Here is a 26,642-nt window from a genome sequence, read left to right as displayed (position 1 = left end):
CCCATGGCAACGCTTGAGATCCACGACCTGCACGTCTCCGTCGAGGCCGAGAACGGCCCGCGCGAGATCCTGAAGGGTGTCGACCTGACCGTGAAGCAGGGCGAGACGCACGCCATCATGGGCCCCAACGGCTCCGGCAAGTCGACGCTCGCCTACTCTCTCGCGGGTCACCCCAAGTACACGATCACCGGTGGCACCGTCACCCTCGACGGCGAGAACGTCCTGGAGATGTCCGTCGACGAGCGCGCCCGCGCCGGCGTCTTCCTCGCCATGCAGTACCCGGTCGAGGTGCCCGGCGTCTCGGTCTCCAACTTCCTGCGCACCTCCGCGACCGCGATCCGCGGCGAGGCCCCCAAGCTGCGGTTGTGGGTCAAGGAGGTCAAGGAGGCCATGGAGCGGCTCCAGATGGACCCCTCCTTCGCCGAGCGCAACGTCAACGAGGGCTTCTCCGGCGGTGAGAAGAAGCGCCACGAGATCCTCCAGCTGGAGCTGCTGAAGCCGGCCATCGCGATCCTCGACGAGACCGACTCCGGTCTGGACGTCGACGCGCTGCGCACCGTCTCCGAGGGCGTCAACCGCGTCCGCGAGACGGGCGAGGTCGGCACCCTGCTGATCACCCACTACACGCGCATCCTGCGCTACATCAAGCCCGACCACGTCCACGTCTTCGCCAACGGCCGCATCGCCGAGTCCGGTGGCGCCGAGCTCGCGGACAAGCTGGAGGCCGAGGGCTACGAGGAGTACACGAAGGGTGGCGCAACCGCGTGACACAGCTGCCGGGCCTCCTCGACACCGAGGCGATCCGTAAGGACTTCCCCATCCTGGATCGTCAGATCCACGACGGGAAGAAGGTCGTGTACCTGGACAACGCGGCGACCTCGCAGAAGCCGCGCCAGGTCCTCGACGCCCTGAACGCCTACTACGAACGTCACAACGCCAACGTCCACCGCGGCGTGCATGTGCTCGCCGAGGAGGCCACGGCGCTGTACGAAGGTGCCCGCGACAAGGTGGCCGCCTTCATCAACGCGCCGAGCCGCGACGAGGTGATCTTCACCAAGAACGCCTCGGAGTCGCTCAACCTCGTGGCCAACATGCTCGGCTGGGCCGACGAGCCCTACCGGGTGGACCGTGAGACCGAGATCGTCATCACGGAGATGGAGCACCACTCCAACATCGTGCCGTGGCAGCTGCTCGCGCAGCGCACCGGCGCGAAGCTGAAGTGGTTCGGCATCACCGACGACGGCCGTCTCGACCTGTCCAACATCGACGAGATCATCACCGAGCAGACGAAGATCGTCTCCTTCACGCTGGTCTCCAACATCATGGGCACCGTCAACCCGGTCGAGACGATCATCCGCCGGGCCCAGGAGGTCGGCGCGCTGGTCTGCATCGACGCCTCGCAGGCCGCCCCGCACATGGTGCTGGACGTCCAGGCGCTGCAGGCCGACTTCGTGGCCTTCACCGGCCACAAGATGTGCGGCCCGACCGGCATCGGCGTCCTGTGGGGCCGCCAGGAGCTGCTGGAGGACCTCCCGCCGTTCCTCGGCGGCGGCGAGATGATCGAGACCGTCTCGATGCACTCCTCGACGTACGCGCCCGCGCCGCACAAGTTCGAGGCCGGTACGCCCCCGATCGCCCAGGCCGTCGGCCTCGGCGCGGCCGTGGACTACCTCACCTCGATCGGCATGGACAACATCGCCGCGCATGAGCACGCGATCACCGAGTACGCCGTCAAGCGGCTGCTGGAGGTCCCCGACCTGCGCATCATCGGCCCGAGCACGGCCGAGGACCGCGGGGCGACGCTCTCCTTCACGCTCGGCGACATCCATCCGCACGACGTGGGCCAGGTGCTGGACGAGCAGGGCATCGCGGTGCGGGTGGGCCACCACTGCGCACGGCCGGTCTGCCTGCGCTACGGAATTCCTGCGACCACGCGAGCGTCGTTCTATCTGTACTCCACCCCGGCCGAGGTCGACACCCTGGTCGAGGGCCTGGAGCACGTCCGCAACTTCTTCGGTTAGACAGAGACAGCCGGTTACCAAGCACAGCGGATGAGGACGAGGACTGACTGAGCCGTGAAGCTGGATTCCATGTACCAGGACGTCATCCTGGACCACTACAAGCACCCGCACGGGCGCGGTCTTCGGGACGGCGACGCCGAGGTGCACCATGTCAACCCCACCTGCGGTGACGAGATCACGCTGCGCGTGCGGCTCGACGGCGCGACGATCGCGGACGTGTCCTACGAGGGGCAGGGCTGCTCCATCAGCCAGGCCAGCGCCTCGGTGCTCAACGAGCTCCTGGTGGGCAAGCCCCTCGGAGACGCGCAGAAGATCCAGGAGACCTTCCTGGAGCTGATGCAGTCCAAGGGCCAGGTGGAGCCGGATGACGCGATGGAGGAGATCCTGGAGGACGCGGTGGCGTTCGCCGGTGTCTCCAAATACCCGGCGCGCGTGAAGTGCGCCCTGCTCAGCTGGATGGCCTGGAAGGACGCCACGGCCAAGGCCCTCTCCGAGGAGGCGAAGACCGCATGACCGACACCCCGACCACCACCAAGCCGGCCTCGGAGGAAGAGGTCCGCGAGGCGCTGTACGACGTCGTGGACCCCGAGCTGGGCATCGATGTCGTCAACCTGGGGCTGATCTACGGCATCCACATCGACGACGCCAACATCGCCACCATCGACATGACGCTGACCTCCGCGGCCTGCCCGCTGACCGACGTCATCGAGGACCAGGCGAGGTCCGCCACGGACGGCATCGTCAGCGAACTGAAGATCAACTGGGTCTGGATGCCCCCGTGGGGCCCGGACAAGATCACCGACGACGGCCGCGAGCAGCTCCGCGCGCTGGGCTTCAACGTCTGACGGGATCCCCCGAGCACGACGGCCGTGTCCGCCGGTCACCACCGGCGGACACGGCCGTCGTGCTGTCTTCGGGGTGGATGGCGCGGGATGTGTACGCCCGTACGCAACGTTGTGTACGCTCGTACGCATGGCCTATCTGACGCTTGCCGGCGCGATTTTGTCCGAGGTGCTCGCGACCACCGCGATGAAGTACAGCGACGGCTTCAGCAAGCTGTGGCCGTCGGTGTGCACGGGGGTGGGGTATGTCTTCGCCTTCGTGCTGCTGGCGCAGGCGCTGAAGTCGATGAGCGTCGGGACGGCGTACGCCATCTGGGCCGGGGCCGGCACGGCGCTGATCGCCGCGATCGGGATGGTGTTCCTGGGGGAGAGCACGAGTGCGCTCAAGATCCTCGGGGTGCTGCTGGTCATCGCCGGCGTCGTGGTGCTGAATCTGGGCGGGGCGCACTGATGCCGAGGCGCCACGACCCCGGCCGGCGGCAGCGGATCATCGACGCGGCGATCGCCGTGGTCGGGGAGCGCGGGATCGCCGGGCTCAGCCACCGGTCGGTGGCCGCCGCGGCGGATGTGCCGCTCGGCTCGACCACATACCACTTCGCGACCCTGGACGAGCTGCTGAGCGCCGCGCTGCGGCAGGTCAACGGCGAGTGGCTGGCCGACTTCGCGCGCTGGGTGGACCGGCTCGATCCGGCGGTGCCGCTGGCCGAGGAGGTCGCGCGGCTGGTGGCGGACACCCTGGCCGGCGACCGCTCGCGGGTGGAGCTGGAGTACGAGCTGTATCTGGCCGCGCTGCGGCACGCGGCGGTGCGGCCGATCGCCGCCGAGTGCCTGGAGGAGATGGTGCGGCTGCTCGGCCGGCGGATCGGGGACGAGCGGACCGCGCGCGCCGTGGTGGCCTTCGCCGACGGGCTGCTGTTGCAGCATCTGCTGACCGGGGCGCCCTTCGAGCCCGCCGTGGTGCGGGACGGGCTGGCCGGGGTGCTGAGCTGACCGGACCGCCGGCGAGGTGACCGGGTGCGGCGGGCGGGCGGCCGGTGCCCGTGCGGTCCGTGGGGCCGGTGGGGCGCCGGGCCGTTCGGTGAGACCGGTTCGCCTCGGTGGGCGCCCTCCGGTTAGGTTTCGAGCATGACCGATGCTGCTGTTTCCGCTGCTTCTTCCCGTACGACCGGCGCCGTGGCCGCCGGGCTCGCCACCGTCACCCCCGACGGCACCGTTCTCGACACCTGGTTCCCGGCGCCCGAGCTGGTCGCCGCGTCCGCCGCGGACCTCGGCCCGGCCGGCACCGAGCGCCTCGACGACGCGCGCGCCACCGAACTGCTGGGCGCCACCGTGCTCAAGGCGATCGGTCCCGACCCGGTCCGCCAGGTCGAGGTCGTCGCCGTCCGTACGGTCATCGCCTCCCTCGACGACAAGCCGCTGGACGCGCACGACGCCTACCTGCGTCTCCACCTGCTCAGCCACCGGCTGGTCAAGCCGCACGGGCAGAACCTGGAGGGCGTGTTCGGCCTGCTGGCCAACGCCGCCTGGACCTCGCTGGGCCCGGTGGCCGTCGACCAGGTGGAGACCGTGCGCCTCAACGCCCGCGCCGAGGGCCTGCACCTGATGGTCACCAGCATCGACAAGTTCCCGCGGATGACCGACTACGTCGCGCCCGCCGGGGTGCGGATCGCGGACGCCGACCGGGTGCGCCTGGGCGCCCACCTCGCGGCCGGCACCACCGTCATGCACGAGGGCTTCGTCAACTTCAACGCCGGGACGCTGGGCACCTCCATGGTCGAGGGCCGGATCAGCGCGGGTGTGGTCATCGGCGACGGCTCCGACATCGGCGGCGGCGCGTCCACCATGGGCACCCTCTCCGGCGGCGGCAAGCAGATCATCTCGGTCGGCGAGCGCTGCCTGCTCGGCGCCGAGTCGGGCATCGGGATCGCGCTGGGCGACGAGTGCGTGGTCGAGGCCGGTCTGTACGTGACCGCGGGCACCCGGGTCACCCTGCCCGACGGCCAGATCGTCAAGGCCCTGGAGCTGTCCGGCGCGGACAACATCCTCTTCCGCCGCAACTCCACCACCGGCGCCGTCGAGGCCCGCCCGAACAAGGCGACCTGGGGCGGCCTCAACGAGGTCCTGCACAGCCACAACTGAGCGCGGACCACGCCCCGACGGCCCGGCGGACTCCCCGACGGCCCGGCGGACTCCCCGCCGGGCCGTCGGCGCCGCCGCCCGCGGCCCGTCGCGGTCCGCGCCGCCGTCCACCGCCGTCCCGCTCCCGGACGGGCGCCGATAGGCTGTGCGCCATGCGTGATCTTGTAGCGGGGATACGGTATCTGGGCAGGGGCCAGCGCTGGGTCGCCCAGCACGGCCGCTGGTGGGGCTTCGGACTGATCCCGGCGCTGATCGCCCTGGTGCTGTACGCGGGGGTGCTCACCGCGCTCGCCCTGTGGTCCGGCGACCTCGCGGCCTGGGCGACGCCGTTCGCCGACGGCTGGGGCGAGCCCTGGCAGGGGCTGCTGCGCGGGGTGTTCGTGGCGCTGCTGTTCGCCGGCGGACTGACGTTGTCGGTGCTGACGTTCACCGCCGTCACCCTCCTGATCGGGGACCCCTTCTACGAGTCGCTGTCCCGGGCCGTCGAGGAGTCCGAGGGGCACTGTCCGCCGGACCCGGACCGGCCGCTGTGGCAGGAGATCTGGATCGCGCTGCGTGACAGCGTGCATGTGCTGCTGCGGGCCGCCGGCTTCGGCGTCCTGCTGTTCTTCCTCGGCTTCGTGCCGTTCCTCGGACAGACCGTGATCCCCGCCATCGGCTTCTGTGTCTCCGGCTTCTTCCTCGCCGTCGAGCTGACCTCGGTGGCGATGCAGCGCCGTGAGGTCCCGGTGCGCGAGCGGCTGCGGCTGCTGCGCGGGCGCAAGGGGCTCGCCGTCGGCTTCGGCACCCCCGTCGTCCTGCTGTTCCTGATCCCCTTCGTCGCGGTGGTGCTGATGCCGGGCGCGGTGGCCGGGGCGACGCTGCTGGTGCGGGACCTGGTGCCGGACGGCACTGAGCCGGCCCCGGACCGCGACGAGCCCGCGGCCGGCCCCGACCGGGCCGGGGACCCGCCCCACGGCCGGTCCGCGGCCGGCGCGCCCTCCGGGCAGCAGGGCCCCGGCGCACCGTACGGCGGCGCGCCCGGGCAGCCGGGTGCGCGGGGCGGCTTCGGGCCGGCGCCTGCGCCCTTCCCGCCTAACCAGGGACAGCCGCAGGCACCGCGGTATCCGTATCCGCCGTCCGGTCCAGAGTCGTCCGCAGGGCGTCCACCAGCCGGTCGGTGAGCGCGGCGTCCGCGGGCAGCAGCGGTCCGCGGACCGGTCCAGCGGGCAGGCCGAGGTGGTTCAGCAGCGCCTTCGCGGTGACCGTGCCGGGTGTCTCGCCGCCGGTCACCGCCTCGATGAGCGGAACCAGGGCGAGCTGCCGGCGGGCCGCCGCGGCGGTGTCCCCGGCGTCATAGGCGTCCAGGACGGCGCACACCGCCCGCGGCGCGGCGTTGCCGGCGGTGCTGACGCACCCGGCGCCGCCGAGGGCGCGCAGCGGAAGGATCTGCTCGTCGCAGCCCGCGTAGTAGGCCAGGCCCGTCGCGGCCAGCACCTTCGCCGACTTCAGCAGGTCGTTGCCGCAGTCCTTGACCGCCGCGATCCGCGGGTGGGCGGCCAGCCGCAGCAGGGTGGCGGCGCTCAGCGCGGTGCCGGTGCGGCCCGGGATGTCGTAGAGCATCACCGGCAGCCCGGTGGCGTCCGCGACCGTCCGCAGATGCTGGGTGACGGCCTCCTGGGTGGGCCGTGAGTAGTAGGGCGTGACCACCAACAGGCCGTGCGCGCCCGCCCGTTCGGCGCTGCGGGCCAGTGCGACGGTGTGCCGGGTGTCGCTGGTGCCCACCCCGGCGGTGATCTTCGCACGGTCCCCGACGGCCTCGACGACGGCCCGCAGCAGGCTCTCCTTCTCGGCGTCCGTCGTCGTCGGGGACTCCCCGGTGGTGCCGCTCAGCACCAGGGCGTCGCAGCCGCCGTCGTCGACGAGGTGGGTGGCGAGCCGCTGTGCGCCGTCGGTGTCGAGTTCCCCGTCGGCGGTGAACGGAGTGACCATGGCGGTCGCCGTGCGGCCGAAGGGCGGCGCGGCCGCACGGGGGGTGAGGGGGTGGGTGAGGGGGGTCATGCCAGGAGTCTGGGGGCGCCTCATATTTCACGTCCAGTGAGTTGTTCTGGGTAATTCGTTAAGCAATGCTGCGAGGTTTCCGGCGGCGGCCGGGAACGCGGAACGGCCGCCGCACCTTCGGTGCGACGGCCGCTCGGGCATCACAGGCCCATCACGCGTCAGTCAGGCCATTCCGCGAACGCTTCAGGTCCTGGGTCCGCTCGGAAGCGGACTCCTCCGACGACTTCGGCTTCCGCTGGTCGGCGCGCCGCTCGGCGGCACGGTCCTTGTTGCCCGACTTTCGGTTCTGGGACTTCGGCATGGTGACTCCCTATGTCTCGCCGAATTGTTCTTACGTGCCCAGTACCGCACCCCCCGCGGCGGTCGGCCCCCGGACGTGAGCCGGACGGGTGACGGGAGGATGACGCGGGGTGACCTGCCGCAGGGGTCAGGGGCGGATGCGCAGCACCTGCGGGTCGTGGTCGCTGGCCTGGTCGGCGTACTCGGCGTTGATGTGCACGATGTCGTAGTCGGCCCTGGTCAGCGGGCGGGTGGTGAGCATGTGGTCCAGCACCTGGGAGTTGCCGCTGTAGACGTAGCCGTACCGCTCGGCGGCCGGCAGTCGCTTGACCTGGTCGGTGAGCACCCCGCCGGCGGTGAGGTCCTTCAGGGCCGGCGAGAACTGGTAGTCGTTGAGGTCACCGGCCACCACGACGCCGGCCTTCGGGTCCTTGGCCAGCAGCTCCTTGACGAAGCCGTTGACCAGCTTGGCCTGGCCGGTGCGCTGGGTCTCCGAACTCCGCGTCGGCGGCTGGAATCGGCTGTCCAGCCCCTGGTCGCCACCCTTGGAGTTGAAGTGGTTGGCGATCACGAAGACGCGGCTGCCCGGACGGCTCTTCAGCGAGAACTGGCCGACGAGGGGCTTGCGGCTGTCCTTCCACGCCTCGTCGGCCGGGGCGATCCGGCCGGGGGACGCGGACAGCGTGGTCTTGGCGTGGTCGCCGACCACCTTCACCGGGGTCGTGGCGTCGCCGCCCTTGACGTCGGTGAACGACACCCGGTCGGGGTTGAACAGGAACGCCGTGCGGATGTTGCCGCCGGGCTGGCCGCCGTCCTTGTCGTTGACCGGGTCGATCTGCCGCGACTCGTACGCCGGGCCGCCGGCCGCCTTGATGGCGTCGGTCAGCTTCTTGAGGGTCTCCCCGGCGGTCACCACCCCGTTGTCCTTGGGGCCGCTGTCGTCCTGGACCTCCTCCAGCGCCACGACGTCGGGGGCGGACAGGTTGGTCACCAGCGCCTTGGCCAGCCGGTCGAACTTGGCCTGCGGGGTGGCGGGGGAGAGGTTCTCGACGTTGTACGTGGCCACCGCCAGCTCGTCGGACTTCTGCTTGCGGGTGGTCTCCGGCGCCGGGCCGTGGTCGGTGACCTTGCCCAGCTCGGTGGCCTGGAGGGAGTAGCCGCCGAAGTTGTCGTAGTCCAGCGGGCCGGCGGTGGTGCCGGTCAGCGCCTGGCCGACGTCGGCCACCGGGAACGGCTGCTGCGAGAACGGGATCAGCGACGTCACCTTGAGCCGGCCGCCGTTGGGGTCCGCGTACGAGCGGTAGAGCGTCCCGCCGCGGGTGGTGCGGTTGTGGCGGGGCTCGGCGGTCACCCACAGCTCGTGGTAGCTGTTGGTCGGGCCGACGACCGGGGCGCCCGAGACCGCGACCCGCATGCCCTCCAGCGACTCGTAGCGGTCCAGGGCGTACGAGGTGGGGCGCAGCTTCAGCGACTCGATGCTCTTGTCGCTGCCGGCGGACGGGGCGTAACGATTCGGCACCGAGGCGGCGTTGAGCTTGAAGGCGGCCGGCAGCGGGGCGTCGGAGGAGACCGTCTTCCAGCTCGCACCGGTGATCTCGGTGACGGACTGCAGACCGGCGTCCTTGCCGCCCGGGTAGTACTCGCTGACCGTGCCGGAGAACGTGATCGAGTCGCCGACGGCGACCTTCGGCGTCTCCTTGCCGGTGAAGACGAAGACCGCCTCGCTGGTGGCGGGGTTCTTGTCCGGGTGCGGGTCCTGCACCCAGAAGCCGCGGGCGGAGCCGAACGAGCGGATCGCGGTGACGGTGCCCGGCACCTCGCTGACCTCCTGCCCGGCCAGCGGGGATATCCGGGTGCTGCCTTGGATGTCGTGGATCCGGGTGCCGGCCGCGGAGGCGGACTGCGTGGTGGTGAGCAGTCCGCCGGCCAGGGCGGCACAGGCCACCGCGCTGAGGGCGAGGGGCCTGCGGAGCGAACGACGGGACGGCATGCATGCCTCCGAGGGGTGATGGGGGGTGGTCGGTGCAGCGGGCCTACGGAGCGGTAACCGGCGCGCTACGCGCGTCAATCTCTTGTGTGCGCACGGGAGTTGTCAAGCCTCTTCCGGTGACCGGTGGGGGTCGCGGGGGTGAACCGTCCGAGATCCGGAGAATTCCGTCTACGCTTGGGCGGCGCACACCCCAGCCGCCGCTGGGTGGGGGTCCCCCGAGCGGTAGCTGGAGGAGCACCCCCAGCCGTAGTCCGTCCGAGGAGCTGAGCACCCGATGTCCGCAGACCGTCCCACCCTGCCGCCGGTGCGGCTGCACTCCGAAGCGGAGCTGGCCCGGGACGCACTCAGCGCCCCGCTGATGGCCCGCGCCGCACAGCTCGCCCGCTGGGCCGAGCGGGGCGTCCCGGTCGGGGTGGGCGGCGAGATCCTCCAGGAGCCGCTGGCCGCCGCCACCGAGCACCTCGGCCTGGCCGGCGACGAGGACGGCCCGGCGTACACCGCCGAGGCCTGGCAGCTGGCCGTGGACACCGGACTCGTGGAGATCGAGGAGGCCCCCGACGGCGAGGACGGCACCGACCTGCCCGACAATGCCGCGGCCGGCACCGCCACCCCCGGCGAGGAGCTGAACCTGCTCACCTCCGGCAGCCCGCAGGACGTCCTCGACATCTGGCTCGGCGGCATGGAGACCGTGCTCGCCGACGCGGCCGCCCCCGACCTGTCCGACCTCGCCGACCAGCTCACCCAGGGCGGCGAGCTGGACCTGGACGCGATCGACTGGAACCCGGAGGAGGAGGCCGAGCTGCTGGACGGCATCCTCGGGAACCTCTACCTGCTCACGGCCCTCAGCGAGGACCCCGGTCAGGCGGTTCCGCTCCCCGCGCTGGCCGCCTCCATGATCGTCCCGGAGGACATGGACGAGCCCACCGACGACATCCTCGAAGAGGTCTCCGAGGCGATGATGCGCCTGGACGACCAGTTCCGGGTGCTGGAGCCGATCGGCCTGGTCGCCTACCAGCCCGTCGACGAGGCGCTCATCGAGGAGCTCGACGAGGACGGCGAGACGGTCCGGCCGGACGCCGCGCCGGCCACCCCCGGCGACGGGCAGCTGACCGACGAGGACGTCTCCCGCTACGGCCTGGTCCGCCTCACCCCGCTCGGCGTCTACGCCGTCCGCGCCCGGATGCTGGACGCGGGGGTGGACGCCCCGGCCGTCGGTGACCTCACCGACAAGGGCGCCGACGTCCTCCTGGCGGCGCTGCCCGACTACCCCGAGCCGCTCGCCCAGGCCGAGTCCGAGCGGTGGCTGGCCGCCCGGGCGCCGCTGGACGCCGCGCGGGACCTGCTCGACGCGGCCCGGGGCGACGACGAGGACGCCCCGCGCCGCCGGCTCGCCACCCAGCAGACCCTCTCGCTGGTCTCCCCGGACGCCGAGGAGGCGCTGCGCGCGGTGCTCGACGACCGGCAGCTGGGCGGCCTGGCCCGGGTCTGGCTCGCCGAGCGGGCGCTGCCCGGCATCCCCGAGCCGTCCCAGGAGATGATCTTCTGGCTGACGGTGGACACCATCGCGGCGCAGCTCGACAGCGCCGACGAGGAGGCCGCCGACGAGCTGCGCGAGCTGATCCAGGGCCTGACCGACCAGCACAGCGGCTTCTTCGAGACGGCCTGGCGGGTGGACCACCCGGCCACCGCCGACGTCCTGGAGGCCATGGGCCGGCTGCACCCGGACAAGAAGGCCGCCAAGGAGGCCCGCAAGGCCGCGTTCAAGGCGCGCTCGCGGCAGTCGGACTGACGAGCGCCGGACGGCCGGGCGGTGCGTGACGCACCGCGGGGGCCGGTCCGGCGGATCAGGGCCCGCCCGGCCCCGGTCCGCCGGACCGGCCCCAACTGCTTCCTGGATGTCGCGCGGCGTTCAACTGGAGTTCGACGGCGCGCGGAAACGTGTGCGGCGCAGGTCCCAGGGGAGACGATTCCGGCCATCGTGGAGATGACAATGCCGCTCACTCGAAGAGACTTCGCCACGCGTTCCGCCCTCGCCGGTGCGGGAGTCGCGCTGGCAGGCAGCGCCGGGGTACTGGCCAGCGCGCCCGGCGCCCTCGCCGAGGAACTGCCGGACGCCGACTGTGACGGCACGCCGCAGGGGCACGGCGCCGGCTACGGCCCGCTGGTCCCCGACCCCGAGGGCATCCTCGCCCTGCCCGCCGGGTTCTCGTACCGGATCATCACCCGCACCGGCGTCACCACGCTCGACAGCGGGGAGTCCACCCCCTCGAACCACGACGGCACCGGCACCTTCGCCGGCCACCGCGGCACCACCCTGCTCGTCAACAACCACGAGCTGAAGGGCCCGCGCGCCGACTGGCCGCACCCGGTGCCGCTGACCGAGGGGCTGGTCTACGACCCGGCGGCGGCCGGCGGCTGCACCGTCGTCGAGGTCGCCAAGGACGGCAGCCCGGTCGGCGAGCGGGTCGGCATCGCCGGTACCTCCACCAACTGCGCGGGCGGCACCACCCCTTGGGGCACCTGGCTCACCTGCGAGGAGACCGAGGACAAGGCCGGCGAGCACGGCATGACCAAGGACCACGGCTACGTCTTCGAGGTCGACCCGCACGACCTCGTGGCCGGCCGGCATCCCCGGCCGATCAAGGCGCTGGGCCGGTACGCCCACGAGGCCGTCGTCGTCGACCCCAAGCGCGGCCACCTCTTCCTGACCGAGGACGCCGCCGACCCCAACGGCCTCTTCTACCGCTGGACCCCGCCGCACGGCTTCCGGCACGGCCCCGGCCGGCTGCGCACCCTCGCCGCCGGCGCGGGCGTGCTGGAGGCCTTCAAGTGCTTCGACTCCGGCGGCCGGTTCGTCGACGACCTCTCGCGCGCCACCAAGGCCGGCACCGTCTACGGCGTCGACTGGGTCGAGGTGCCCGACCGCGACGCCCGGACCGTGTCGGTCCGCAAGCAGTTCAAGGACGGTGAGATCACCCGCGCCCGCAAGCTGGAGGGCCTGTGGTGGGCGGACGGCGGCGCCTACGTCGTGTCGTCCTACGCCCGTGCCGAGAGCCCGGTGGCGCACGACGGGCAGGTGTGGTTCTACGACCCGCGGCGCCGGACCCTGACCCTGAAGGTGCTGCTGGGTGTCAACCCGGACCCGGAGCGGGACGGCGCGCTGGACGGCCCCGACAACATCACCGTCTCGCCCTACGGCGGCCTGATCATCGCCGAGGACGGCGAGGGCGTGCAGCACCTCTTCGGCGCCACCGACGACGGCCGGACCTACCCCGTCGCCCGCAACGAGCTGAACATCGGCACCGCGGACAAGCCGGAGTTCAGCGAGTTCACCGGCCCGGTGTTCTCCCCGGACGGGCGGACGCTGTTCGCCAACATCCAGGAGCCCGGCATCATGCTGGCCATCACCGGCCCGTGGAAGCGGCACCGCCGGCAGCGGTAGCCGACCCGTGCGCGACCGGACGGCGAGGCCCCTGTCCGCAGCGGGCGGCGGGCCTCAGCCGGCGGTCGCGGTGAGGACGTAGTAGTCCAGCAGACCGGTCTCGTAGGCCGTCAGATAGCGGCGCGGCCACTCGTCGCGCAGCTGCGGCTGCTGGGCCATGTAACGGTCGTAGTGCTCCCAGACCCCCTCGCCGATCGGCCGGACGCCGACCTGGCGCAGGCCCGCGGCGGACAGCTCTGCTGCGACCTCGTCGACCACGTGCGGCACGTCCAGGCCGTCGGCGTACGGGGGCAGCAGCTCGGGCAGCGCGCGGGCGGCGGCCGGGGTGCGGGCGAAGAACGTCGTCAGCGCCAGCCGGCCCCCCGCGCGCAGCACCCGCGCCGACTCCCGGGCGAAGGCGGGCAGATCGCGGAAGTGCTGCGCGGCCTCGACGGAGAAGAGGCAGTCCACGCTGTCGTCGGGGAGCGGGAGGTCCTGCGCCGCGCCCCGGCGGAACTCCAGCCGGCCGGCGGAGTCCGGGGAGGCGGCGAGCAGCTCCGCGTTCGCCTCCCTGGCCCGGGCGATCTGGTCGGGGTGCGCGTCCAGCCCGATGACCGTGCCCAGGCCGAACTCCCGCAGCGCCAGCGCACAGCCCAGCCCGCGCCCGCAGCCGACCTCCAGCGCGGTGCGGCCCCGCGCCGGTGCGAAGGTGCGAAGCACCAGGCGGTAGAGGTCCTGCTCGCTGCGGACCCGGTCGGCCTCGGTCAGCGGCCGGTCCGCGGGCCCGGTCAGGTCCGCCCAGTAGCCGAAGTTGATGAAGCCGCCGGCGAAGGCGGGGACGGTGCTGAGGTCGAGTGCGCCGTAGACCTCCACGACCCGGTCGGGCAGGTCCGGGGGACCGGCGGACGGCTGCTGTGTCATCGAACGCTCCTCGTGCGTGCCGTGCGGGGACGGGGCGGGGGAGGGCGCGATCCCGGGGCGCGGCGGACGGCGGACCGGATGCGGTGGCGCCCGGCGGTACGGATACGGACGGCACGATTCTCGGCCCGGAGCGCTCCGGCACCGGGGAAGGCGCGCCGCGGGCACGGACCCTGACGGGTCGTCATGCCGCATCGCCGCCGCGGACGGTCCCGCCCCGGGGCGCGGGGCGGGAGACCTTGCGGGGCGGGGCCGTCCGCGCACCGGACGGCCCCCGCCTCACAGCGCCTGGGCGGCCGGCTTGGTCATGCCGCGGACCGTGCGGGCGTCGACGAACTCGCCCAGCGCGGTCATGTCCCACTCACCCGAATACTGCCGAACGAGCTTGGCCATCATGACGCCCGTGCGCGGCTCGGCATGGGTGAGGTCGAAACGGACCAGCTCCTCCCCGCTCTGGGCGTCCAGCAGGCGGCAGTACGCCTTGGCGACGTCGGAGAACTTCTGGCCGGAGAAGGAGTTCACGACGAAGACCAGGCCGGTCACCTCGGGGGGCAGCCCGCCGAGGTGGACGGTGATCGACTCGTCGTCGCCGGCGCCCTCGCCCGTGAGGTTGTCGCCGGAGTGCTGGATCGCGCCGCCCAGGATCATCAGCTTGCCGAAGAAGCAGTTGTCGACCTTCTTGCGGTCCGGGCCGTAGGCGATGACGGAGGCGTCCAGGTCGATGCTCTTGCCGCGGAAGGCGGGCTCCCAGCCCAGGCCCATCCGGACCGAGCTGAGCATCGGACGGCCGCCCTTGACCAGCGAGACGGTCTGGTTCTTCTGCAGGCTGACCCGGCCCTTGTCGAGGTTGATCTTGCCGGTGCCGGGAGCCGCGGCCGGGGCGGACGGCGCGGGAGCCGGGGCCGCCGGCGCGGCGGCGGGCGGCGGGGCGACCGGGGCCGGGGCGCCGGTCGGCGGGCCCCACCCGGCGGCGGGGGCCGGCGGCGCGGGCGGCGCCTGCGGGGCGGCGGGTGCTTGCGGGGTGGCGGGCGCGGCCGGCTCCTCCACGCTGACGCCGAAGTCGGTGGCGATCCCCGCCAGGCCGTTGGCGTACCCCTGGCCGACCGCGCGGACCTTCCACCCGCCGCCCCGGCGGTAGATCTCGACGAGCACCAGCGCGGTCTCGGTGCCCAGCCGCGGCGGGGTGAAGGAGGCCAGGACACCGCCGTCGTCCGCGCTGCGGACCGTGCCGGTGGGCTCGGTGCCGGCGAAGGTGGCGCCGGGGGTGTCCAGGCTCGCGGTCACGACGATCTTCTCGATGCCCTCGGGCACCGCTGCGGTGTCGACCGTGATGGTGTCACCGCCGCCGGCCGCCGCGGAGTGCGTCACACCCGGCGCGGAGGGCTGGTTGTAGAACACGAAGTCGTCGTCGGAGCGGACCTTGCCGTCGGCGGCCAGCAGCAGTCCCGACACGTCCAGCCGCACGGGGGCGGTGACGTCCACCGCCACCCGCGCGGCGCTGAGCGGGAGGTTCGAGCCAGGAGTCATAGCGGTCATGCCGGGCTCAACGATCGGCCCGCCTTTGCGGTTCCATTACCTGCGGCCGATCGGCCGTCGGCGGTCACCTGCGGGCGCGGGAGTTGCCGAACAGCAGCCGGTAGGCGATCAGCAGGACCAGGGCACCGGCGACCGAGGCGATCCACATGGAGGGTTCGCCGAAGTCCTTGGGTATCGGGCGGTGCAGGAACTTGGTGGAGAGCCAGCCGCCGAGGAAGGAACCCACGATGCCGATCAGGGTCGTCCCCACGATCCCGCCCGGGTCCCGGCCCGGCAGCAGGACCTTGGCGATGATGCCGGCGATCAGCCCGAGTACGAGCCAGCTGACGATGCCCATGATGCGTTCCTCGTTCCTGCGCGGAGGGGTTGGTACACAGATCAGGACGCCACCCGGGCGGCAGGGGTTCCGCGACGTGGCGGGGGGCACGTGAGCAGGTCAGGTGCGGGGGAGGGCCGCCCGGTGGGGCTCGCTCGCCGGACCGTCCTCACCCCGGCCGGACGAACCCGCACTCGTACGCGGCGATCACCGCCTGCGTCCGGTCCCGCACCCCGAGCTTGGCCAGCACGCCCGCCACATGGGTCTTGACCGTGGCCGGCCCCACCCCCAGCCGCTCGGCGATCTCCGCGTTCGTCAGGCCCGCGGTCATCAGCCGCAGCACCGCACGCTCCCGCCCGGACAGCCGGTCCGGTGGTGTGTGCACCGCCTCGTCGGCCGCCCGCTCCCCGGTGTGCCGGGCGGCCAGCCGGCGCACCGCCGCCGGGAACAGCAGCGAGTCGCTGCGCGCCACCAGCCGTACGGCCTGGACCAGTTCCTCGGCGCCGGAGCGCTTGAGGAGGAAGCCGCCGGCACCGGCCCGCAGGGCCGCGTAGACACTGGCGTCGTTCTCGAAGGTCGTCAAGACGATGATGCGCGGCGGTGCGGACATCGAGGCGAGCACCTGCTCGGTCGCCCGGATCCCGTCGATCTCCGGCATCCGGACGTCCATCAGCACGAGATCCGGGCGCAGTTCCCGGATCAGCGGCACCGCCTCGGCGCCGGTCGCCGCCTCGCCCACGACCTCCATGCCGTCCTCGGCGCCCAGGATCGCGCGCAGCGCCCCGCGGACCAGCTGTTCGTCGTCGGCGAGGACGATGCGCAGCGGGCGGGGCGGCTCCCCGTCACCGGCCGGCCGTCCGTCGTTCCGCGCGGTGGTCATGCCCCGTTCCCCCTGTTCCCGGCCGTCCGTTGGCCGGCTCCTCATGCGTGTGTCCCCGGCCCGGCGTCCGTCAGCGGGAGCCGGACCGTCAGCCGCCAGACGCCGTCCTCGGCGGCGGCACTCGCCCTGCCGCCGAGCAGCCGGGCGCGTTCGGCGATGCCCCGCAGCCCGCGGCCGCCGCCCGTACGGGCCGCCCCGGCGGTGCGGCCGGCCGGCGGCCCGGACGCCTCCGGTGGTGCCCCGGGCAGTGGGTTCGCCATCCGTATCGTCACCTGTGCGTCCGCCACCCCCACGGACAGCCGGACCGGTACCGGCCCGGCGTGCCGCAGGGCGTTGCTGAGCCCTTCCTGCACGATCCGGTAGGCCTCCCGCGAGACCACCGGCGGCAGCCCCGTACACCGTTCCTCGACCGTCGCCTCGACGGGGACGCCGCCCGCCCGGGTCCGGCCGAGCAGCGCCTCCAGGCTGTTCAGGGTGGGCGCGGGCGCGGCCGGGTCATCGCCGTCCTCCTCGCGCAGCAGGCCCAGGACGGCGTCCAGCTCGGCGACCGCCGTGCGTGAGGTCTCCTCGATGGCGGACAGCGCCCGCCGGGCGAACTCCGGGTCCGATTCCAGGACGCGTCGGGCCGCGCCGGCCTGGAGGGTTACCGCGCTCAGGGCGTGCCCGACCGCGTCGTGCAGTTCGCGGGCCAGCCGGTTGCGGGACGCCAGGTCGGCCGTCCGGTGCTCGGCGGCGGCCAGCCGGTCGGCGGGCGTGGGACCCAGCAGCACCGGGGCCGCGCGTGCCAGCAGCATCCCGGCCAGCCACGTGGTGCCGGCCGCCAGCGACAGCAGCGCCAGCCCAGCCGGCGGGCCCAGCGCCCCGTGAAGGGCTTCCGGGAAGCCCCGTTCGGTGTGCTGCAAGGAGGGGGAGAACGGCAGCGCCAGCAGCAGGGCGGCGGCCGGCGGCGCGGCCAGCGACATCCCGCTGACGATCACGCCGGCCAGCAGATGCGCCACGAACCACAGTGCGGTGCGCCGCCGGGCCGCCCAGGAGAGGGCCGGCCCCTCGGCCAGCAGCTCCGCGCGCACCCCGCACAGCGACCGGACGGTGTGCACCTCCAGCGGCCGTACCAGCGGGAAGAGCAGCGCGGCCAGGGCGGCCAGCGGCAGCGCACAGCCGAGGTCGGTGAACTGCCGGCCGGCGGAGCCCAGCGGGCCCCTGTCCTCCGCGAACGGCGGCAGGAAGACGGAGACCAGCAGGAAGAACGGCATCAACAGCGCGCCGCCCAGGACCAGATGGACCCAGCGCCGCCCGATCGTCCGCACGGCGGGGCCCCGCATACGGCGTACGGCGCCCCGTCCGGTCGGAAGTCTCATGGCCGTCAGTCTTCCGCCGCCGCGAGCCGTGCGCCTCGGCCCCGGGGACGATCCGCCCCCGCCGCACGGGGGAGGGCCGTCCGTCGTCGAGAGCGCCCCCGGCGGTTCACCGCTGCCGGAGGGTCGGGGTCAGGCGATCGCGGGCGTCGCACAGGGCGGTCTTGATCAGTTGTTCGTGGGCCGGGGTCAGGCGGGCCACCGGCACCGAGCAGCTGAGGGCGTCCCGGGCCGGTGCGCGGTGGGGGAGTGCGACGCCGAAGCAGCGCAGGCCCAGGGTGTTCTCCTCGTGGTCGGCCGCGTAGCCCTGCGCGCGGACCGTGTGCAGCTCGGCGATCAGCTCCTCGCGGTCGGTGAGGGTGTGCTCGGTCAGCCCGGGCAGGACCGGCGGCAGCAGCGCCCGCACCTGGTCGTCGGGGTGCGTGGCGAGCAGGGCCTTGCCCAGCGCGGTGGAGTGGGCGGGCAGCCGCCGGCCGACGCGGGTGAAGGGGCGCAGGTGGTGCGGCGAGGGGCGGGTGGCCAGGGTGACGACGTGGGTGCCGTCGAGGCGGGCGAGGTGGAGGGTCTCGGCGGTGTCCTCGGCGAGCCGGTCCAGCGCCGGACGGGCCGCGGCCACCACCTCGTCGCCGTCGATGCAGGACGTGCCGACCAGCAGCGCGCGGACGCCGATGCCGTAGCGGGTGCCGCTCGCGTCGGTCTCGATCCAGCCCAGGTCGACGAGGGTGCGCAGCAGCATGAAGAGGCTGGACTTCGGATAGCCGACGGTTTCCTGGACGGTCGTCAGGCTGTGCAGTCCGGGGCGGCCCGCGAAGTATTCGAGCAACTCCACCGTCCGCACCGCGGATTTGACCTGTGATCCACCGGTATCGGCAGCTGACATCGGCCTTGACCCCCCTGTTCCGGCCGCCATAGAGTCCCAGTTGTTCATGATCCGGGACGCTGTTCAGCATAGCGAACGCGGTCCGGAGGGCTGAGCGAAAGCGGAACGTCTCCGACCGACTCGGCACGGCATCGCCCGGGAGGAAAGCACGGTGGCAGCAGCAGCTCCGGTCTGGAGTGTCGATCCCCGTACCGGGAAGCAGCGGGAACAGGTGGCGGTGGAGGCCACGGCCGACGAGGTGGACACCGTCGTGCGGGCAGCGCACACCGCCCGCGCCGCGCTCGCCGACCGCGCCGTGCGCGCCGCCTTGCTGCGCCGTGCCGCCGCACTGCTCGACGAGGCGGGCGAGGCGGTCATCGAGGCCGCCGACGCCGAGACCGCGCTCGGCCCCGGCCGGCTCACCGGTGAACTCGCCCGCACCACCTACCAGTTGCGGGCCTTCGCCGACCTCGTGCAGGAGGGCGCGTTCCTCGACGTACGGATCGACCACGCCGACCCCGCGCTCGCCCCGCCCCGGCCCGACCTGCGCCGCTACAAGATCCCGCTGGGCCCGATCGCCGTCTACTCCGCCAGCAACTTCCCGCTCGCCTTCTCGGTGCCGGGCGGCGACACCGCCAGCGCCCTGGCGGCCGGCTGCCCCGTCGTCGTCAAGGCCCACCCGGACCACCCGGCCACCTCCGAGCTGTGCGCCGCGCTGCTGCGCCGCGCCGCCGCCGAGGCCGGGCTGCCCGAGGGCGTGCTGCACCTGGTGCACGGCTTCCAGGCCGGTATCGACCTGGTGCGCCACCCGCTGATCACCGCGGCCGGCTTCACCGGCTCGGTCCGCGGCGGCCGTGCCCTCTACGACGCGGCCGCCGCCCGCCCGCACCCCATCCCCTTCCACGGCGAACTCGGCAGCCTCAACCCCGTGGTGATCACCGAGGCCGCGGCCGGGGAGCGCGCCGAGGAGATCGGCGCCGGACTCGCCGGATCCATGACGCTCGGCGTCGGCCAGTTCTGCGTCAAGCCCGGCCTGGTCCTGGTGCCCGCCGGGCCGGCGGGCGAGCGGCTGGTGACCGCGCTGACCGCCGCGGTCAGCAACAGCGAGGCCGGGGTGCTGCTCGACCACCGGATGCGCCAGGCGTTCCTCGACGGGATCGGCAGCCGCGCCGGGCTCGCGGACGTCGCGGCCCCGGTGACCCCGGGCGCCGGTGGTGAGCACACCGTCAGCGCCGGCTTCCTCACCGTCCCGGCGGCCCGCCTCACCACCGAGGGGCCCCACGACCTCCTCCTGGAGGAGTGCTTCGGCCCGGTCACCGTCGTCGCCCGCTACGCGGACGAGGCCGAGATCGCCGCTGTCCTCGCCCGGCTCCCCGGCAACCTCTCCGCCACGCTCCACCTGGGTGACGCGGAGAGCGCCGGCACGGACGGCACGGGGCGCGGCGCCCGGCTGCTGGCCGCGGTCACCCCGCTCGCCGGCCGGGTGGTCGTCAACGGCTGGCCCACCGGGGTCGCGGTCGCCCCCGCCCAGCACCACGGCGGCCCCTATCCGGCCACCACCTCCACCGCCACCTCCGTCGGCGGCACCGCCGTCGAACGCTGGCTGCGCCCCGTCGCCTACCAGGACACCCCGCCCGCCCTGCTGCCGCCCGAACTCCGCGAGGACAACCCGCTCGGCCTCCCGCGCCGGGTCGACGGCGGCGCGCAGGGCGTCTAGGGGGTGTCCGCAAAGTCCCGCCGTCCGCCCGGAGGGCGGGGCTCGCGGCGTCCGGTGCACTGCGCTCGCTGCGTCTCGGCTCCTCATTCAGCCGGTGGGTGCCGAGCGCGCTCGCAAGGCGGAGGGTCGTCCTCGTAGTGGGCCTACGCGGACGATCCCGACAACGGTGGGGGTTCTTCCCCCGCGCCGTTCAGGCGTGGGGGAGAGCGTGTGTGCCAGGCGCCGCGAGCCAGGCGGGACTTTGCGGACGCGCCCTAGGGGGTGTCGGCCACCGCCGGCTCCTTGCGGGCGACGAGCTGGACCCGCTCGGCCGTCAGCCCGTCCATGGTGGGCACCGGCCCCCGCCGCTCCGCCAGCAGCGCGAAGCCCGCCGCACGCACCGTCTGCCGCAGCAGCTCCGGCGGATGGTGGCGGAACACCCCGCCGTCGGGCGTCCCGAACACCCCGTACGTCCCGTACCGCTCCGCACACAGCCGATACCGCTCCTGGTGGAACGCGTCGCCCTGCAACGGCACATCGCTCAGATACAGCACCCCACCCGGCCGCACCAGCCGCCCCAGCTCCCCGGCGATCGCGCTCCGGTCCGCGTCCCCGGGCACGCAGGTGAGCACCGCGAACAGCAGTGCCGCGTCGAACGACCCGTCCTCGAACGGCAGCGGAAACCCGCCCCACCGCAGCAGATCCAGCTCCGGATGCTCCCGCCGCCCCCGGGCGATCAGCGCCGCCGACACGTCCACCCCGCGCACCGACCGGTACCCCCGCCCGGCCAGCTCGGCGGTCAGCCGCCCGTAACCGCAGCCGTAGTCCAGCACCCGCGCGTCGCGCGGCACGTACTCCTCCAGCAGCGCCGGATCGAGGGGATGCGTGAAGGTCTTGGCGGACCCGGTCGTCTCCCAGAAGCCGAGGAATCCCTGTGGCGAGGTCATGCCCGGACGCTACCCCCGGAATAGGGGCGTGCCACGGATGGTTTTCCCCCACGCACATCCGTCACGAGGAAAGTCAGCCGTCCCATGCGTGTGGAAATCTGGTCCGACATCGCCTGAGATGACGGAGCTGTCATGCGGGCCGGGGTCTCACTCGGGTGGACTGCTGTACCGCTCCAACGTCGCCTTGCTGGTGGACCGGTCGACCAGGCGCAGTTCCCACGGCCCGGTGTTCACGTCGAAGTCCTTCCCGAACCCGACCCACTTCCCGGCCATGCGCCGCCCGGTGGGCTCCGCAAGCAACTGAATGGCTCCGTGGTACCGGGCGCCGTTGTAGTAGCCGTCCGCTGCCGTCTGCTCGACCCACGACCCGGTGACCACGTTTCGGTCAACGGTCAGGTCCAGCGTGAGCGGGCTGTCCGGGTTGCTGGACGCGCCCGGCAGGCTCTGCGCGGTCAGCCGGTTGCCATGCTGGACGACCACGACATGGTGCTTGCCCTCGTACGTCTCGCCCCGGCTGGACGAGTAGAACTCGTACCGACTGATCCACACTCCGGAGAACGTCCCGTCGCCCCTCTGTGCGCTCGTTGCGGCAGAGGCGATCCCGCCTGTTCCAGCGTCCATGTCATGCCCTCCTGCCTTGTCTGCGTGGACTCTCGCCATCGGTACCGGCAAGGTGAAGCCCAAAGCCTCCACCGGACGCCCCGTAACCCGCTCTAACGCCCTCGCGTACACACCCCGGGGTGTCTTGCTCGTCCCCGCCTCCCAGCGCTGTACCAGACGCTTGGATGCGTCGTTGGGCTCTCCTACTTCTGCGCCTGCCCGGCGGATGGCCTTGGCAAAGTCGTCTTGGCTCATGCGCAGGCCGATACGTACGGCCCGCAGCACATCATTCGGCATCGCGGCGGTCGTCGTCATGACGTCAAAGCTAGACCGAACCACTGCCCAATGACACCCAATTGACGCCCTCTGAGGCGTCACTGACGTCCCTCCGAGTGACGCCCAGGTGACGTCTCTTCGGCCGTCGCTGTGTCGCACCCGCGAGAGCAACATCTAGGCGTCGCGAGGCAGCCGAGCACGGAGGACGAGCAAGCGCCTGTGACGCACCTCCAGGTCCCGCACTACCCGAATGGGAAGGAACAGACGTGACGATCACCCAGGACCAACCGGCAGAGGTCTTGAACCTCATCAGCCCGGACGTGCGTGCCCTGCTCATCAGGGACGTACGGAAGGACTGGCCCGACCTCACGGACGAGATGGGCGAGCGTGGCGTGAGCCAGCTGGTGGCCTTTCTCGCCACCAGCACAGCCACCAACGAACCGTTGACACCCTCGCTGCGCGTGGATCTGTTCTGGCACCGGTTCCTCAGGCGTAGCGTCCCGTACCTCGCCTTCTCCCGAGCGCTCGGCGTGGACTACATCCACCACGTCCCGGACGACTCCGAAGGCGGAGCAGACCCCGAGGGGGGAAGGAGCGCGATGGCGGCTGCCACAGCAGCGATCACGGCACTCGGATTCACCGTCGATGCCGAGTTCTGGCCTGGTATGGGCGCGGCGGAGTGCTCGCAGTGCCACGCTGGATGCACCGACAGCCCAGTGAAGAAGTAATCCCGTGCGTGAGGTCGCCGCCCGCCGGACACGTCGGGTGGCGGCCGCCGTGAAACGAGACAGAGAGAGCCAAGTGTCAGACACCCGCAGTGCTGCATGGGACACCTACTCGCAGACCAAGCCCCAGCGGCGCGCCACGAACGCCAAGGGCGAGACGACGTGGTTCAACTGGACTCAGCATGCCGACCACGGTCCCGGCGCCGAGGTGCTCGCCGTGGCAGCCGGTAAGCGGGTGCTCGACCTCGGATGCGGGTCCGGCGGGAACCTCGCCCACCTTGCCACGTTGGGAATGCGAGCGGTGGGTGTGGACCTGTCTCCCGCGCAGCTTGGCAAGGCTCGGGAACGCTGGTCCGACGTGAGCGGGATGGAACTGCACCAGGGCGAGGCAGTGACCTTCCTCGCAGACTCGCCGGTGATGTTCGACGCCGTCTACTCAGTCTTCGGGGCTGCTTACTTCACCGACCCCGGGCTGATGCTCCCTGCCGTTCACGACAGGCTCGCCCCGGGCGGTGTGTTCGCCATGTCGCAACATCCCGCAGTCGAGGGCTGCTATGGCTGCCAGGCGTCTTACATCCCACGCGGCCCGGACGAGGATCCCGCAGTGGTGAAGCGCTGGGACTATCCGCCGGAGAGGTGGGCGGCGATGTGGAAAGAACACGATTTCGAGAGTGTGACGGCTGAGATCCTGCCTGCTCCTTGTGAAGGCAAGCGTCGCATCGGAACGCTGCTGGTACGCGGGGTACGCGGGGTGCGCGCAAGCCAGCAGAAGGCGAACATGCTCTGACCTGTATTCCCGCCCCCGGAGGCCCCCGTGGCGGGATACGGGCCCCGCGTCATGGACGGGGCCGTGCGCACCGAGCACAGTGGGGGCATGCAGCGACGTGCGCCACTCGGCGGGGCGGAATTCGCGCCCGAGACGACCTTTCTGAACTCCGCCTCCAGTGGGCTCCTGCCCGCACGCAGCGCCGCCGCGCTGCGTGCGGCCCTCGACGAATCGGCCTCCTACGGCACCATGGGCCGCGACTACTTCGGCGCCGCCACCGCCTCCCGGGCCGCCTTCGCCCGGCTGATGGGCGTGCCCGCCGAGCGGGTCGCGGTCGGCAGCTCGGTCGCGGTGCAGTCCGGGTTCGTCGCCGCCTCGCTCCCGGCGGGCGCCGAAGTGCTGGTGCCCGAGGGCGACTTCTCCTCCCTGGTCAACCCCTTCGCCGCCCACCCGGGCCTCACGCTGCGCACCGCGCCGCTGGCGGCGCTCGCCGACGCCGTGCGCCCCGGCACCGCGCTGGTCGCCTTCAGCGCCGTGCAGTCCGTCGACGGCCGGATCGCCGACCTGGCGGCGATCCGCGACGCCGCGCGGGCCCACGGGGCGCGCACCTACCTCGACGCCACCCAGGCCGCCGGCTGGCTGCCGCTGCCCGCCGCGGACTTCGACTTCGTCGTCGCCGGCGCCTTCAAGTGGCTGCTGTGCCCGCGCGGCACGACCTTCATGGCCTTCGGCGGGGAGCTGGGGGCGGGCACGCCGTGGCCGGCCGCGCCGCACGCGGGCTGGGTCGCCGGCGAGGACCCCGGCGCGTCCAACTACGGCCCGATCCAACCGGCCGCCACCGCCCGGCGCTTCGACGAGCCGCATGCCCACTACTCCTACGTCGGCGCCGCGCGGTCCCTCGCCCTCCTCGAGGAGCTGGGCGTCGAAGCCATCCACGCCCACAACACCGCACTCGCCGCCCACTACCGCGCCGGGCTGGCCGAGCGGGGCCTGACGCCGGTGCCCGCACCGGGCTCGGCGATCGTCTCCACGCCGGGTCTCGCGGACGCGGAACACCGGCTGACCGAGGCGGGGGTGCGGATCGCGGTACGCGGCGGACTGCTCCGCGCCTCCTTCCACCTCTACAACTCGACGGACGACGTGGAGCGGTTGCTGTCGCTGCTGGGCTAGGGGCGTCCTCGGCGGCCCCGGCCCGGACATCAGCGGGGCGTCAGCCGGACGGCGGTGGATCATCAGCGGCTGCCGACAGTCTTGTTCTGCCGAGCCCGCAGTACCGGACAGAACGGGAAGAACATGTCGCACACCACCCTCCGCCAGGCCCGCAAGGCCGCAGCCGCCATGGTGCTCACCGTCGCCGCGCTCGGGCTCACCGCCTGCCAGGGCGGCGGCAACGACGCCTCCGCACCCGCCTCCTCCGCCCGGGCGACCCACTCCGCGGGCTCCGACCAGGCCACCGGCGGTTCGTCCTCCTCCGGGGCCAAGACCTCCGGGAACTCCGCCAAGGGGGCGCCGACGGGCACCGCGGGAAAGTCCGGGACGAGCTGCACCAACAAGATCAACTACGCGGGCGACACGCGGTCCAACGCCGAGATCAACGGCATCGGCGAGCGGACCGGCCACTGCCCGGCGCCGCAGAAGGGCGACAAGCCCGCGGGCACTCCCAAGAAGCCGGGGACCAGCTGCACCGACCAGATCAACTACGCCGGTGACGCGCGCCCGAACGTCGAGATCAACAGCATCGGCGAGAAGACCGGCTACTGCCCGCCGGTCCGGCACCAGTGAGCGGGGGACCCGGGGACGGCGCCTTCGGCACCTGCCACCGGGGGCCGGTGATTGCCGGCCGCGGACTCGGACGCCGATACTGATGTAATGGGCAACGGACCTGTTCCGAGCAGTAGTTGAGAGGCTCTCAGTGACCACCGCATTCGACCCCGTGGACCTCGCGGGCATCCCGCTCGCCAATCGCCTCGTCATGGCGCCGATGACCCGCAACCGCGCCACCGCCGACGGCGTCCCCACCCCGTCCATGGTCCGCTACTACACCCAGCGGGCCTCCGCCGGCCTCATCATCACCGAGGCCGCCCAGACCGCGCCGATCGGCCGCGGCTACCCGCTCACCCCCGGGCTGCACACCGCCGCACAGGTCGACGGCTGGCGCGAGGTGACCGAGTCGGTGCACGCCGCGGGCGGCCGGATCTTCGCCCAGCTGTGGCACGGCGGCCGCATCGGCCACCCGGTGCTGCTGGCCGGCGGACAGCTGCCGGTGGCGCCCTCCGCGGTCGCCGCGGCCGGCCAGGGCTTCACCCACGAGGGCCTCAAGGACTTCGTCACCCCGCGCGAACTGACCGGCGAGGAGATCGCCGAGACCATCGCCGGGTTCGCGGACGCCGCCCGCAACGCGATGGCGGCCGGGTTCGACGGGGTGGAGATCCACGGAGCCAACGGCTATCTGGTCCACCAGTTCCTGGCGCCCAACGCCAACCTGCGGACCGACGAGTGGGGCGGCTCCGACGAGGCCCGCGCCCGGTTCGCCATCGAGGTCGTCACGGCCGTCGCCGCCGCGGTCGGCGCGCACCGCACCGGCCTGCGCCTCTCGCCCGGCAACACCTTCAACGACATCCACGAGCCGGCGCCCGAGGCCACGTACACCACGCTGATCGACGCCATCGCCCCGCTGGGCCTGGCCTATCTGCACACCTGCGACGTGCCCGACACGGAGCTGCTGGGCCGGCTGCGCACCCGCTTCGGCGGGACGTTCCTGCTCAACCCGGCGACCGACGGCCGGCCCACCGGCCCCGAGGAGCTGCCGCTCGTCGAGCGGGGCGAGGCCGACCTCCTCGCCTTCGGCGCGCTGTTCCTCGCCAACCCCGACCTGCCCCGCCGCCTGGCGAGCGGCGGCCCCTTCAACACCCCCGACCGGGAGAGTTTCTACGGCGGCGACGACTCCGGCTACCTCGACTACCCGACGCTGGAGGGCTGAGGCGCGGCCGGTGCGCACCGCACACACGGCGCGGCCGCCGCACAGACCCTGCTGTG

At 72.7% G+C, this 26,642-nt stretch carries 27 protein-coding genes; 16 read left to right on the top strand and 11 right to left on the bottom strand.

Annotation, left to right across the window (positions count from 1 at the left end):
* The first annotated feature begins 3 nt into the window (after positions 1–3).
* From sufC to ACQP17_RS09010, 8 genes are all read left to right on the top strand, one after another.
* The gene (sufC, locus tag ACQP17_RS09045; RefSeq protein ID WP_336049433.1) at positions 4–768 is read left to right on the top strand and encodes a Fe-S cluster assembly ATPase SufC; all 765 of its coding nucleotides are present in this window, start codon (positions 4–6) and stop codon (positions 766–768) included.
* Positions 765–2,021: a cysteine desulfurase gene (locus tag ACQP17_RS09040; RefSeq protein ID WP_433855798.1), complete on the top strand. Its 1,257-nt coding sequence runs from the start codon at positions 765–767 to the stop codon at positions 2,019–2,021. Before sufC ends, ACQP17_RS09040 begins: the two co-directional genes overlap by 4 nt.
* A 54-nt stretch (positions 2,022–2,075) precedes the next feature.
* Positions 2,076–2,534 carry a Fe-S cluster assembly sulfur transfer protein SufU gene (sufU, locus tag ACQP17_RS09035; RefSeq protein WP_189099799.1) on the top strand — a complete coding sequence of 153 codons (459 nt, stop codon included), beginning with the start codon at positions 2,076–2,078 and terminating at the stop codon, positions 2,532–2,534.
* Entirely contained in the window at positions 2,531–2,866 is a 336-nt protein-coding gene (locus ACQP17_RS09030) for a metal-sulfur cluster assembly factor (RefSeq protein WP_364877175.1), read from the top strand. The genes sufU and ACQP17_RS09030 overlap by 4 nt, the downstream gene beginning before the upstream one ends.
* Before the next feature lie 127 nt (positions 2,867–2,993).
* Positions 2,994–3,314, top strand: coding sequence for a DMT family transporter (locus tag ACQP17_RS09025; RefSeq protein ID WP_364877177.1), 321 nt, complete (start codon positions 2,994–2,996; stop codon positions 3,312–3,314).
* Positions 3,314–3,853 carry a TetR/AcrR family transcriptional regulator gene (locus tag ACQP17_RS09020; RefSeq protein ID WP_433855797.1) on the top strand — a complete coding sequence of 180 codons (540 nt, stop codon included), beginning with the start codon at positions 3,314–3,316 and terminating at the stop codon, positions 3,851–3,853. Before ACQP17_RS09025 ends, ACQP17_RS09020 begins: the two co-directional genes overlap by 1 nt.
* A 135-nt stretch (positions 3,854–3,988) precedes the next feature.
* Positions 3,989–5,002 (top strand): 2,3,4,5-tetrahydropyridine-2,6-dicarboxylate N-succinyltransferase, encoded by a 1,014-nt coding sequence (gene dapD / locus ACQP17_RS09015; protein WP_433855796.1) that lies wholly within the window; start codon positions 3,989–3,991, stop codon positions 5,000–5,002.
* Between the two features lie 152 nt (positions 5,003–5,154).
* Entirely contained in the window at positions 5,155–6,165 is a 1,011-nt protein-coding gene (locus ACQP17_RS09010; protein WP_433855795.1) for an EI24 domain-containing protein, read from the top strand.
* Here ACQP17_RS09010 and dapA read toward each other — a convergent pair.
* The 3 genes from dapA to ACQP17_RS08995 all read right to left on the bottom strand — a co-directional run bounded on the left by dapA (position 6,077) and on the right by ACQP17_RS08995 (position 9,311).
* Positions 6,077–7,042, bottom strand: coding sequence for a 4-hydroxy-tetrahydrodipicolinate synthase (gene dapA / locus ACQP17_RS09005; RefSeq protein ID WP_364877185.1), 966 nt, complete (start codon positions 7,040–7,042; stop codon positions 6,077–6,079). The two genes, ACQP17_RS09010 and dapA, sit on opposite strands and share 89 nt — an antisense overlap.
* Positions 7,043–7,193: 151 nt before the next feature.
* Positions 7,194–7,343, bottom strand: a complete 150-nt coding sequence (locus tag ACQP17_RS09000; protein ID WP_167511565.1) for a hypothetical protein — start codon at positions 7,341–7,343, stop codon at positions 7,194–7,196.
* A gap of 126 nt (positions 7,344–7,469) precedes the next feature.
* The gene (locus tag ACQP17_RS08995; RefSeq protein WP_433855794.1) at positions 7,470–9,311 is read right to left on the bottom strand and encodes an endonuclease/exonuclease/phosphatase family protein; all 1,842 of its coding nucleotides are present in this window, start codon (positions 9,309–9,311) and stop codon (positions 7,470–7,472) included.
* Between the two features lie 274 nt (positions 9,312–9,585).
* Between ACQP17_RS08995 and ACQP17_RS08990 the strand changes: the two genes are divergently transcribed.
* Both ACQP17_RS08990 and ACQP17_RS08985 read left to right on the top strand, forming a co-directional pair.
* Complete coding sequence (locus ACQP17_RS08990) at positions 9,586–11,100, top strand: hypothetical protein (RefSeq protein WP_433855793.1); 1,515 nt, start codon at positions 9,586–9,588, stop codon at positions 11,098–11,100.
* A gap of 201 nt (positions 11,101–11,301) precedes the next feature.
* Positions 11,302–12,753, top strand: a complete 1,452-nt coding sequence (locus tag ACQP17_RS08985) for an alkaline phosphatase PhoX (RefSeq protein ID WP_433859860.1) — start codon at positions 11,302–11,304, stop codon at positions 12,751–12,753.
* 54 nt (positions 12,754–12,807) lie between these two features.
* On the opposite strand, the gene ACQP17_RS08980 is transcribed toward ACQP17_RS08985, so the two are convergent.
* From ACQP17_RS08980 to ACQP17_RS08955, 6 genes are all read right to left on the bottom strand, one after another.
* Positions 12,808–13,653: a class I SAM-dependent methyltransferase gene (locus tag ACQP17_RS08980; protein ID WP_433855792.1), complete on the bottom strand. Its 846-nt coding sequence runs from the start codon at positions 13,651–13,653 to the stop codon at positions 12,808–12,810.
* Between the two features lie 276 nt (positions 13,654–13,929).
* Positions 13,930–15,177, bottom strand: coding sequence for a TerD family protein (locus tag ACQP17_RS08975; RefSeq protein WP_433859859.1), 1,248 nt, complete (start codon positions 15,175–15,177; stop codon positions 13,930–13,932).
* Between the two features lie 73 nt (positions 15,178–15,250).
* Entirely contained in the window at positions 15,251–15,523 is a 273-nt protein-coding gene (locus tag ACQP17_RS08970; protein ID WP_329152244.1) for a GlsB/YeaQ/YmgE family stress response membrane protein, read from the bottom strand.
* Between the two features lie 148 nt (positions 15,524–15,671).
* On the bottom strand, positions 15,672–16,382 hold the full coding sequence (locus ACQP17_RS08965) for a response regulator transcription factor (protein WP_433855791.1): 711 nt from the start codon (positions 16,380–16,382) through the stop codon (positions 15,672–15,674).
* Between the two features lie 41 nt (positions 16,383–16,423).
* Complete coding sequence (locus ACQP17_RS08960) at positions 16,424–17,704, bottom strand: sensor histidine kinase (RefSeq protein ID WP_433859858.1); 1,281 nt, start codon at positions 17,702–17,704, stop codon at positions 16,424–16,426.
* Between the two features lie 142 nt (positions 17,705–17,846).
* Entirely contained in the window at positions 17,847–18,617 is a 771-nt protein-coding gene (locus ACQP17_RS08955; protein WP_433855790.1) for an IclR family transcriptional regulator, read from the bottom strand.
* A 151-nt stretch (positions 18,618–18,768) separates the two neighbouring features.
* On the opposite strand from ACQP17_RS08955, the gene ACQP17_RS08950 reads away from it, so the two are divergent.
* Complete coding sequence (locus ACQP17_RS08950) at positions 18,769–20,313, top strand: aldehyde dehydrogenase (NADP(+)) (RefSeq protein ID WP_433855789.1); 1,545 nt, start codon at positions 18,769–18,771, stop codon at positions 20,311–20,313.
* Between the two features lie 254 nt (positions 20,314–20,567).
* Here the strand turns inward: ACQP17_RS08950 and ACQP17_RS08945 are convergent, their stop codons facing one another.
* On the bottom strand, positions 20,568–21,239 hold the full coding sequence (locus tag ACQP17_RS08945; RefSeq protein ID WP_433855788.1) for a class I SAM-dependent methyltransferase: 672 nt from the start codon (positions 21,237–21,239) through the stop codon (positions 20,568–20,570).
* Between the two features lie 147 nt (positions 21,240–21,386).
* Positions 21,387–22,154, bottom strand: a complete 768-nt coding sequence (locus ACQP17_RS08940; protein WP_433855787.1) for a helix-turn-helix domain-containing protein — start codon at positions 22,152–22,154, stop codon at positions 21,387–21,389.
* Positions 22,155–22,381: 227 nt separating this feature from the next.
* On the opposite strand from ACQP17_RS08940, the gene ACQP17_RS08935 reads away from it, so the two are divergent.
* The 5 genes from ACQP17_RS08935 to ACQP17_RS08915 all read left to right on the top strand — a co-directional run bounded on the left by ACQP17_RS08935 (position 22,382) and on the right by ACQP17_RS08915 (position 26,586).
* Entirely contained in the window at positions 22,382–22,843 is a 462-nt protein-coding gene (locus ACQP17_RS08935; RefSeq protein ID WP_433855786.1) for a hypothetical protein, read from the top strand.
* Between the two features lie 73 nt (positions 22,844–22,916).
* The gene (locus ACQP17_RS08930) at positions 22,917–23,627 is read left to right on the top strand and encodes a class I SAM-dependent methyltransferase (RefSeq protein ID WP_433855785.1); all 711 of its coding nucleotides are present in this window, start codon (positions 22,917–22,919) and stop codon (positions 23,625–23,627) included.
* An 87-nt stretch (positions 23,628–23,714) separates the two neighbouring features.
* Positions 23,715–24,776 (top strand): aminotransferase class V-fold PLP-dependent enzyme, encoded by a 1,062-nt coding sequence (locus ACQP17_RS08925; protein ID WP_433855784.1) that lies wholly within the window; start codon positions 23,715–23,717, stop codon positions 24,774–24,776.
* Between the two features lie 123 nt (positions 24,777–24,899).
* Positions 24,900–25,388 (top strand): hypothetical protein, encoded by a 489-nt coding sequence (locus ACQP17_RS08920; RefSeq protein WP_433855783.1) that lies wholly within the window; start codon positions 24,900–24,902, stop codon positions 25,386–25,388.
* Positions 25,389–25,518: 130 nt separating this feature from the next.
* The gene (locus ACQP17_RS08915) at positions 25,519–26,586 is read left to right on the top strand and encodes an alkene reductase (RefSeq protein ID WP_433855782.1); all 1,068 of its coding nucleotides are present in this window, start codon (positions 25,519–25,521) and stop codon (positions 26,584–26,586) included.
* Positions 26,587–26,642 lie beyond the last annotated feature (56 nt).

The sequence above is a fragment of the Streptomyces kronopolitis genome, from assembly GCF_050953795.1.
Classification (GTDB): Bacteria; Actinomycetota; Actinomycetes; order Streptomycetales; family Streptomycetaceae; genus Streptomyces; species Streptomyces kronopolitis_A.
Note: the sequence above shows the minus strand (reverse complement) of the source record. Positions and strands in the feature narration are given on the sequence as shown.

Excerpts from the sequence above, each read along its gene's own strand:
- sufC (WP_336049433.1), top strand. The coding sequence starts at position 4 with ATGGCAACGCTTGAGATCCACGACCTGCACGTCTCCGTCGAGGCCGAG.
- ACQP17_RS09030 (WP_364877175.1), top strand. The coding sequence starts at position 2,531 with ATGACCGACACCCCGACCACCACCAAGCCGGCCTCGGAGGAAGAGGTC.
- ACQP17_RS09025 (WP_364877177.1), top strand. The coding sequence starts at position 2,994 with ATGGCCTATCTGACGCTTGCCGGCGCGATTTTGTCCGAGGTGCTCGCG.
- ACQP17_RS09020 (WP_433855797.1), top strand. The coding sequence starts at position 3,314 with ATGCCGAGGCGCCACGACCCCGGCCGGCGGCAGCGGATCATCGACGCG.
- dapD (WP_433855796.1), top strand. The coding sequence starts at position 3,989 with ATGACCGATGCTGCTGTTTCCGCTGCTTCTTCCCGTACGACCGGCGCC.
- ACQP17_RS09010 (WP_433855795.1), top strand. The coding sequence starts at position 5,155 with ATGCGTGATCTTGTAGCGGGGATACGGTATCTGGGCAGGGGCCAGCGC.
- dapA (WP_364877185.1), bottom strand. The coding sequence starts at position 7,042 with ATGACCCCCCTCACCCACCCCCTCACCCCCCGTGCGGCCGCGCCGCCC.
- ACQP17_RS09000 (WP_167511565.1), bottom strand. The coding sequence starts at position 7,343 with ATGCCGAAGTCCCAGAACCGAAAGTCGGGCAACAAGGACCGTGCCGCC.
- ACQP17_RS08995 (WP_433855794.1), bottom strand. The coding sequence starts at position 9,311 with ATGCCGTCCCGTCGTTCGCTCCGCAGGCCCCTCGCCCTCAGCGCGGTG.
- ACQP17_RS08990 (WP_433855793.1), top strand. The coding sequence starts at position 9,586 with ATGTCCGCAGACCGTCCCACCCTGCCGCCGGTGCGGCTGCACTCCGAA.
- ACQP17_RS08985 (WP_433859860.1), top strand. The coding sequence starts at position 11,302 with ATGCCGCTCACTCGAAGAGACTTCGCCACGCGTTCCGCCCTCGCCGGT.
- ACQP17_RS08980 (WP_433855792.1), bottom strand. The coding sequence starts at position 13,653 with ATGACACAGCAGCCGTCCGCCGGTCCCCCGGACCTGCCCGACCGGGTC.
- ACQP17_RS08975 (WP_433859859.1), bottom strand. The coding sequence starts at position 15,177 with ATGACTCCTGGCTCGAACCTCCCGCTCAGCGCCGCGCGGGTGGCGGTG.
- ACQP17_RS08970 (WP_329152244.1), bottom strand. The coding sequence starts at position 15,523 with ATGGGCATCGTCAGCTGGCTCGTACTCGGGCTGATCGCCGGCATCATC.
- ACQP17_RS08965 (WP_433855791.1), bottom strand. The coding sequence starts at position 16,382 with ATGACCACCGCGCGGAACGACGGACGGCCGGCCGGTGACGGGGAGCCG.
- ACQP17_RS08960 (WP_433859858.1), bottom strand. The coding sequence starts at position 17,704 with ATGCGGGGCCCCGCCGTGCGGACGATCGGGCGGCGCTGGGTCCATCTG.
- ACQP17_RS08955 (WP_433855790.1), bottom strand. The coding sequence starts at position 18,617 with ATGTCAGCTGCCGATACCGGTGGATCACAGGTCAAATCCGCGGTGCGG.
- ACQP17_RS08945 (WP_433855788.1), bottom strand. The coding sequence starts at position 21,239 with ATGACCTCGCCACAGGGATTCCTCGGCTTCTGGGAGACGACCGGGTCC.
- ACQP17_RS08940 (WP_433855787.1), bottom strand. The coding sequence starts at position 22,154 with ATGACGACGACCGCCGCGATGCCGAATGATGTGCTGCGGGCCGTACGT.
- ACQP17_RS08925 (WP_433855784.1), top strand. The coding sequence starts at position 23,715 with ATGCAGCGACGTGCGCCACTCGGCGGGGCGGAATTCGCGCCCGAGACG.
- ACQP17_RS08920 (WP_433855783.1), top strand. The coding sequence starts at position 24,900 with ATGTCGCACACCACCCTCCGCCAGGCCCGCAAGGCCGCAGCCGCCATG.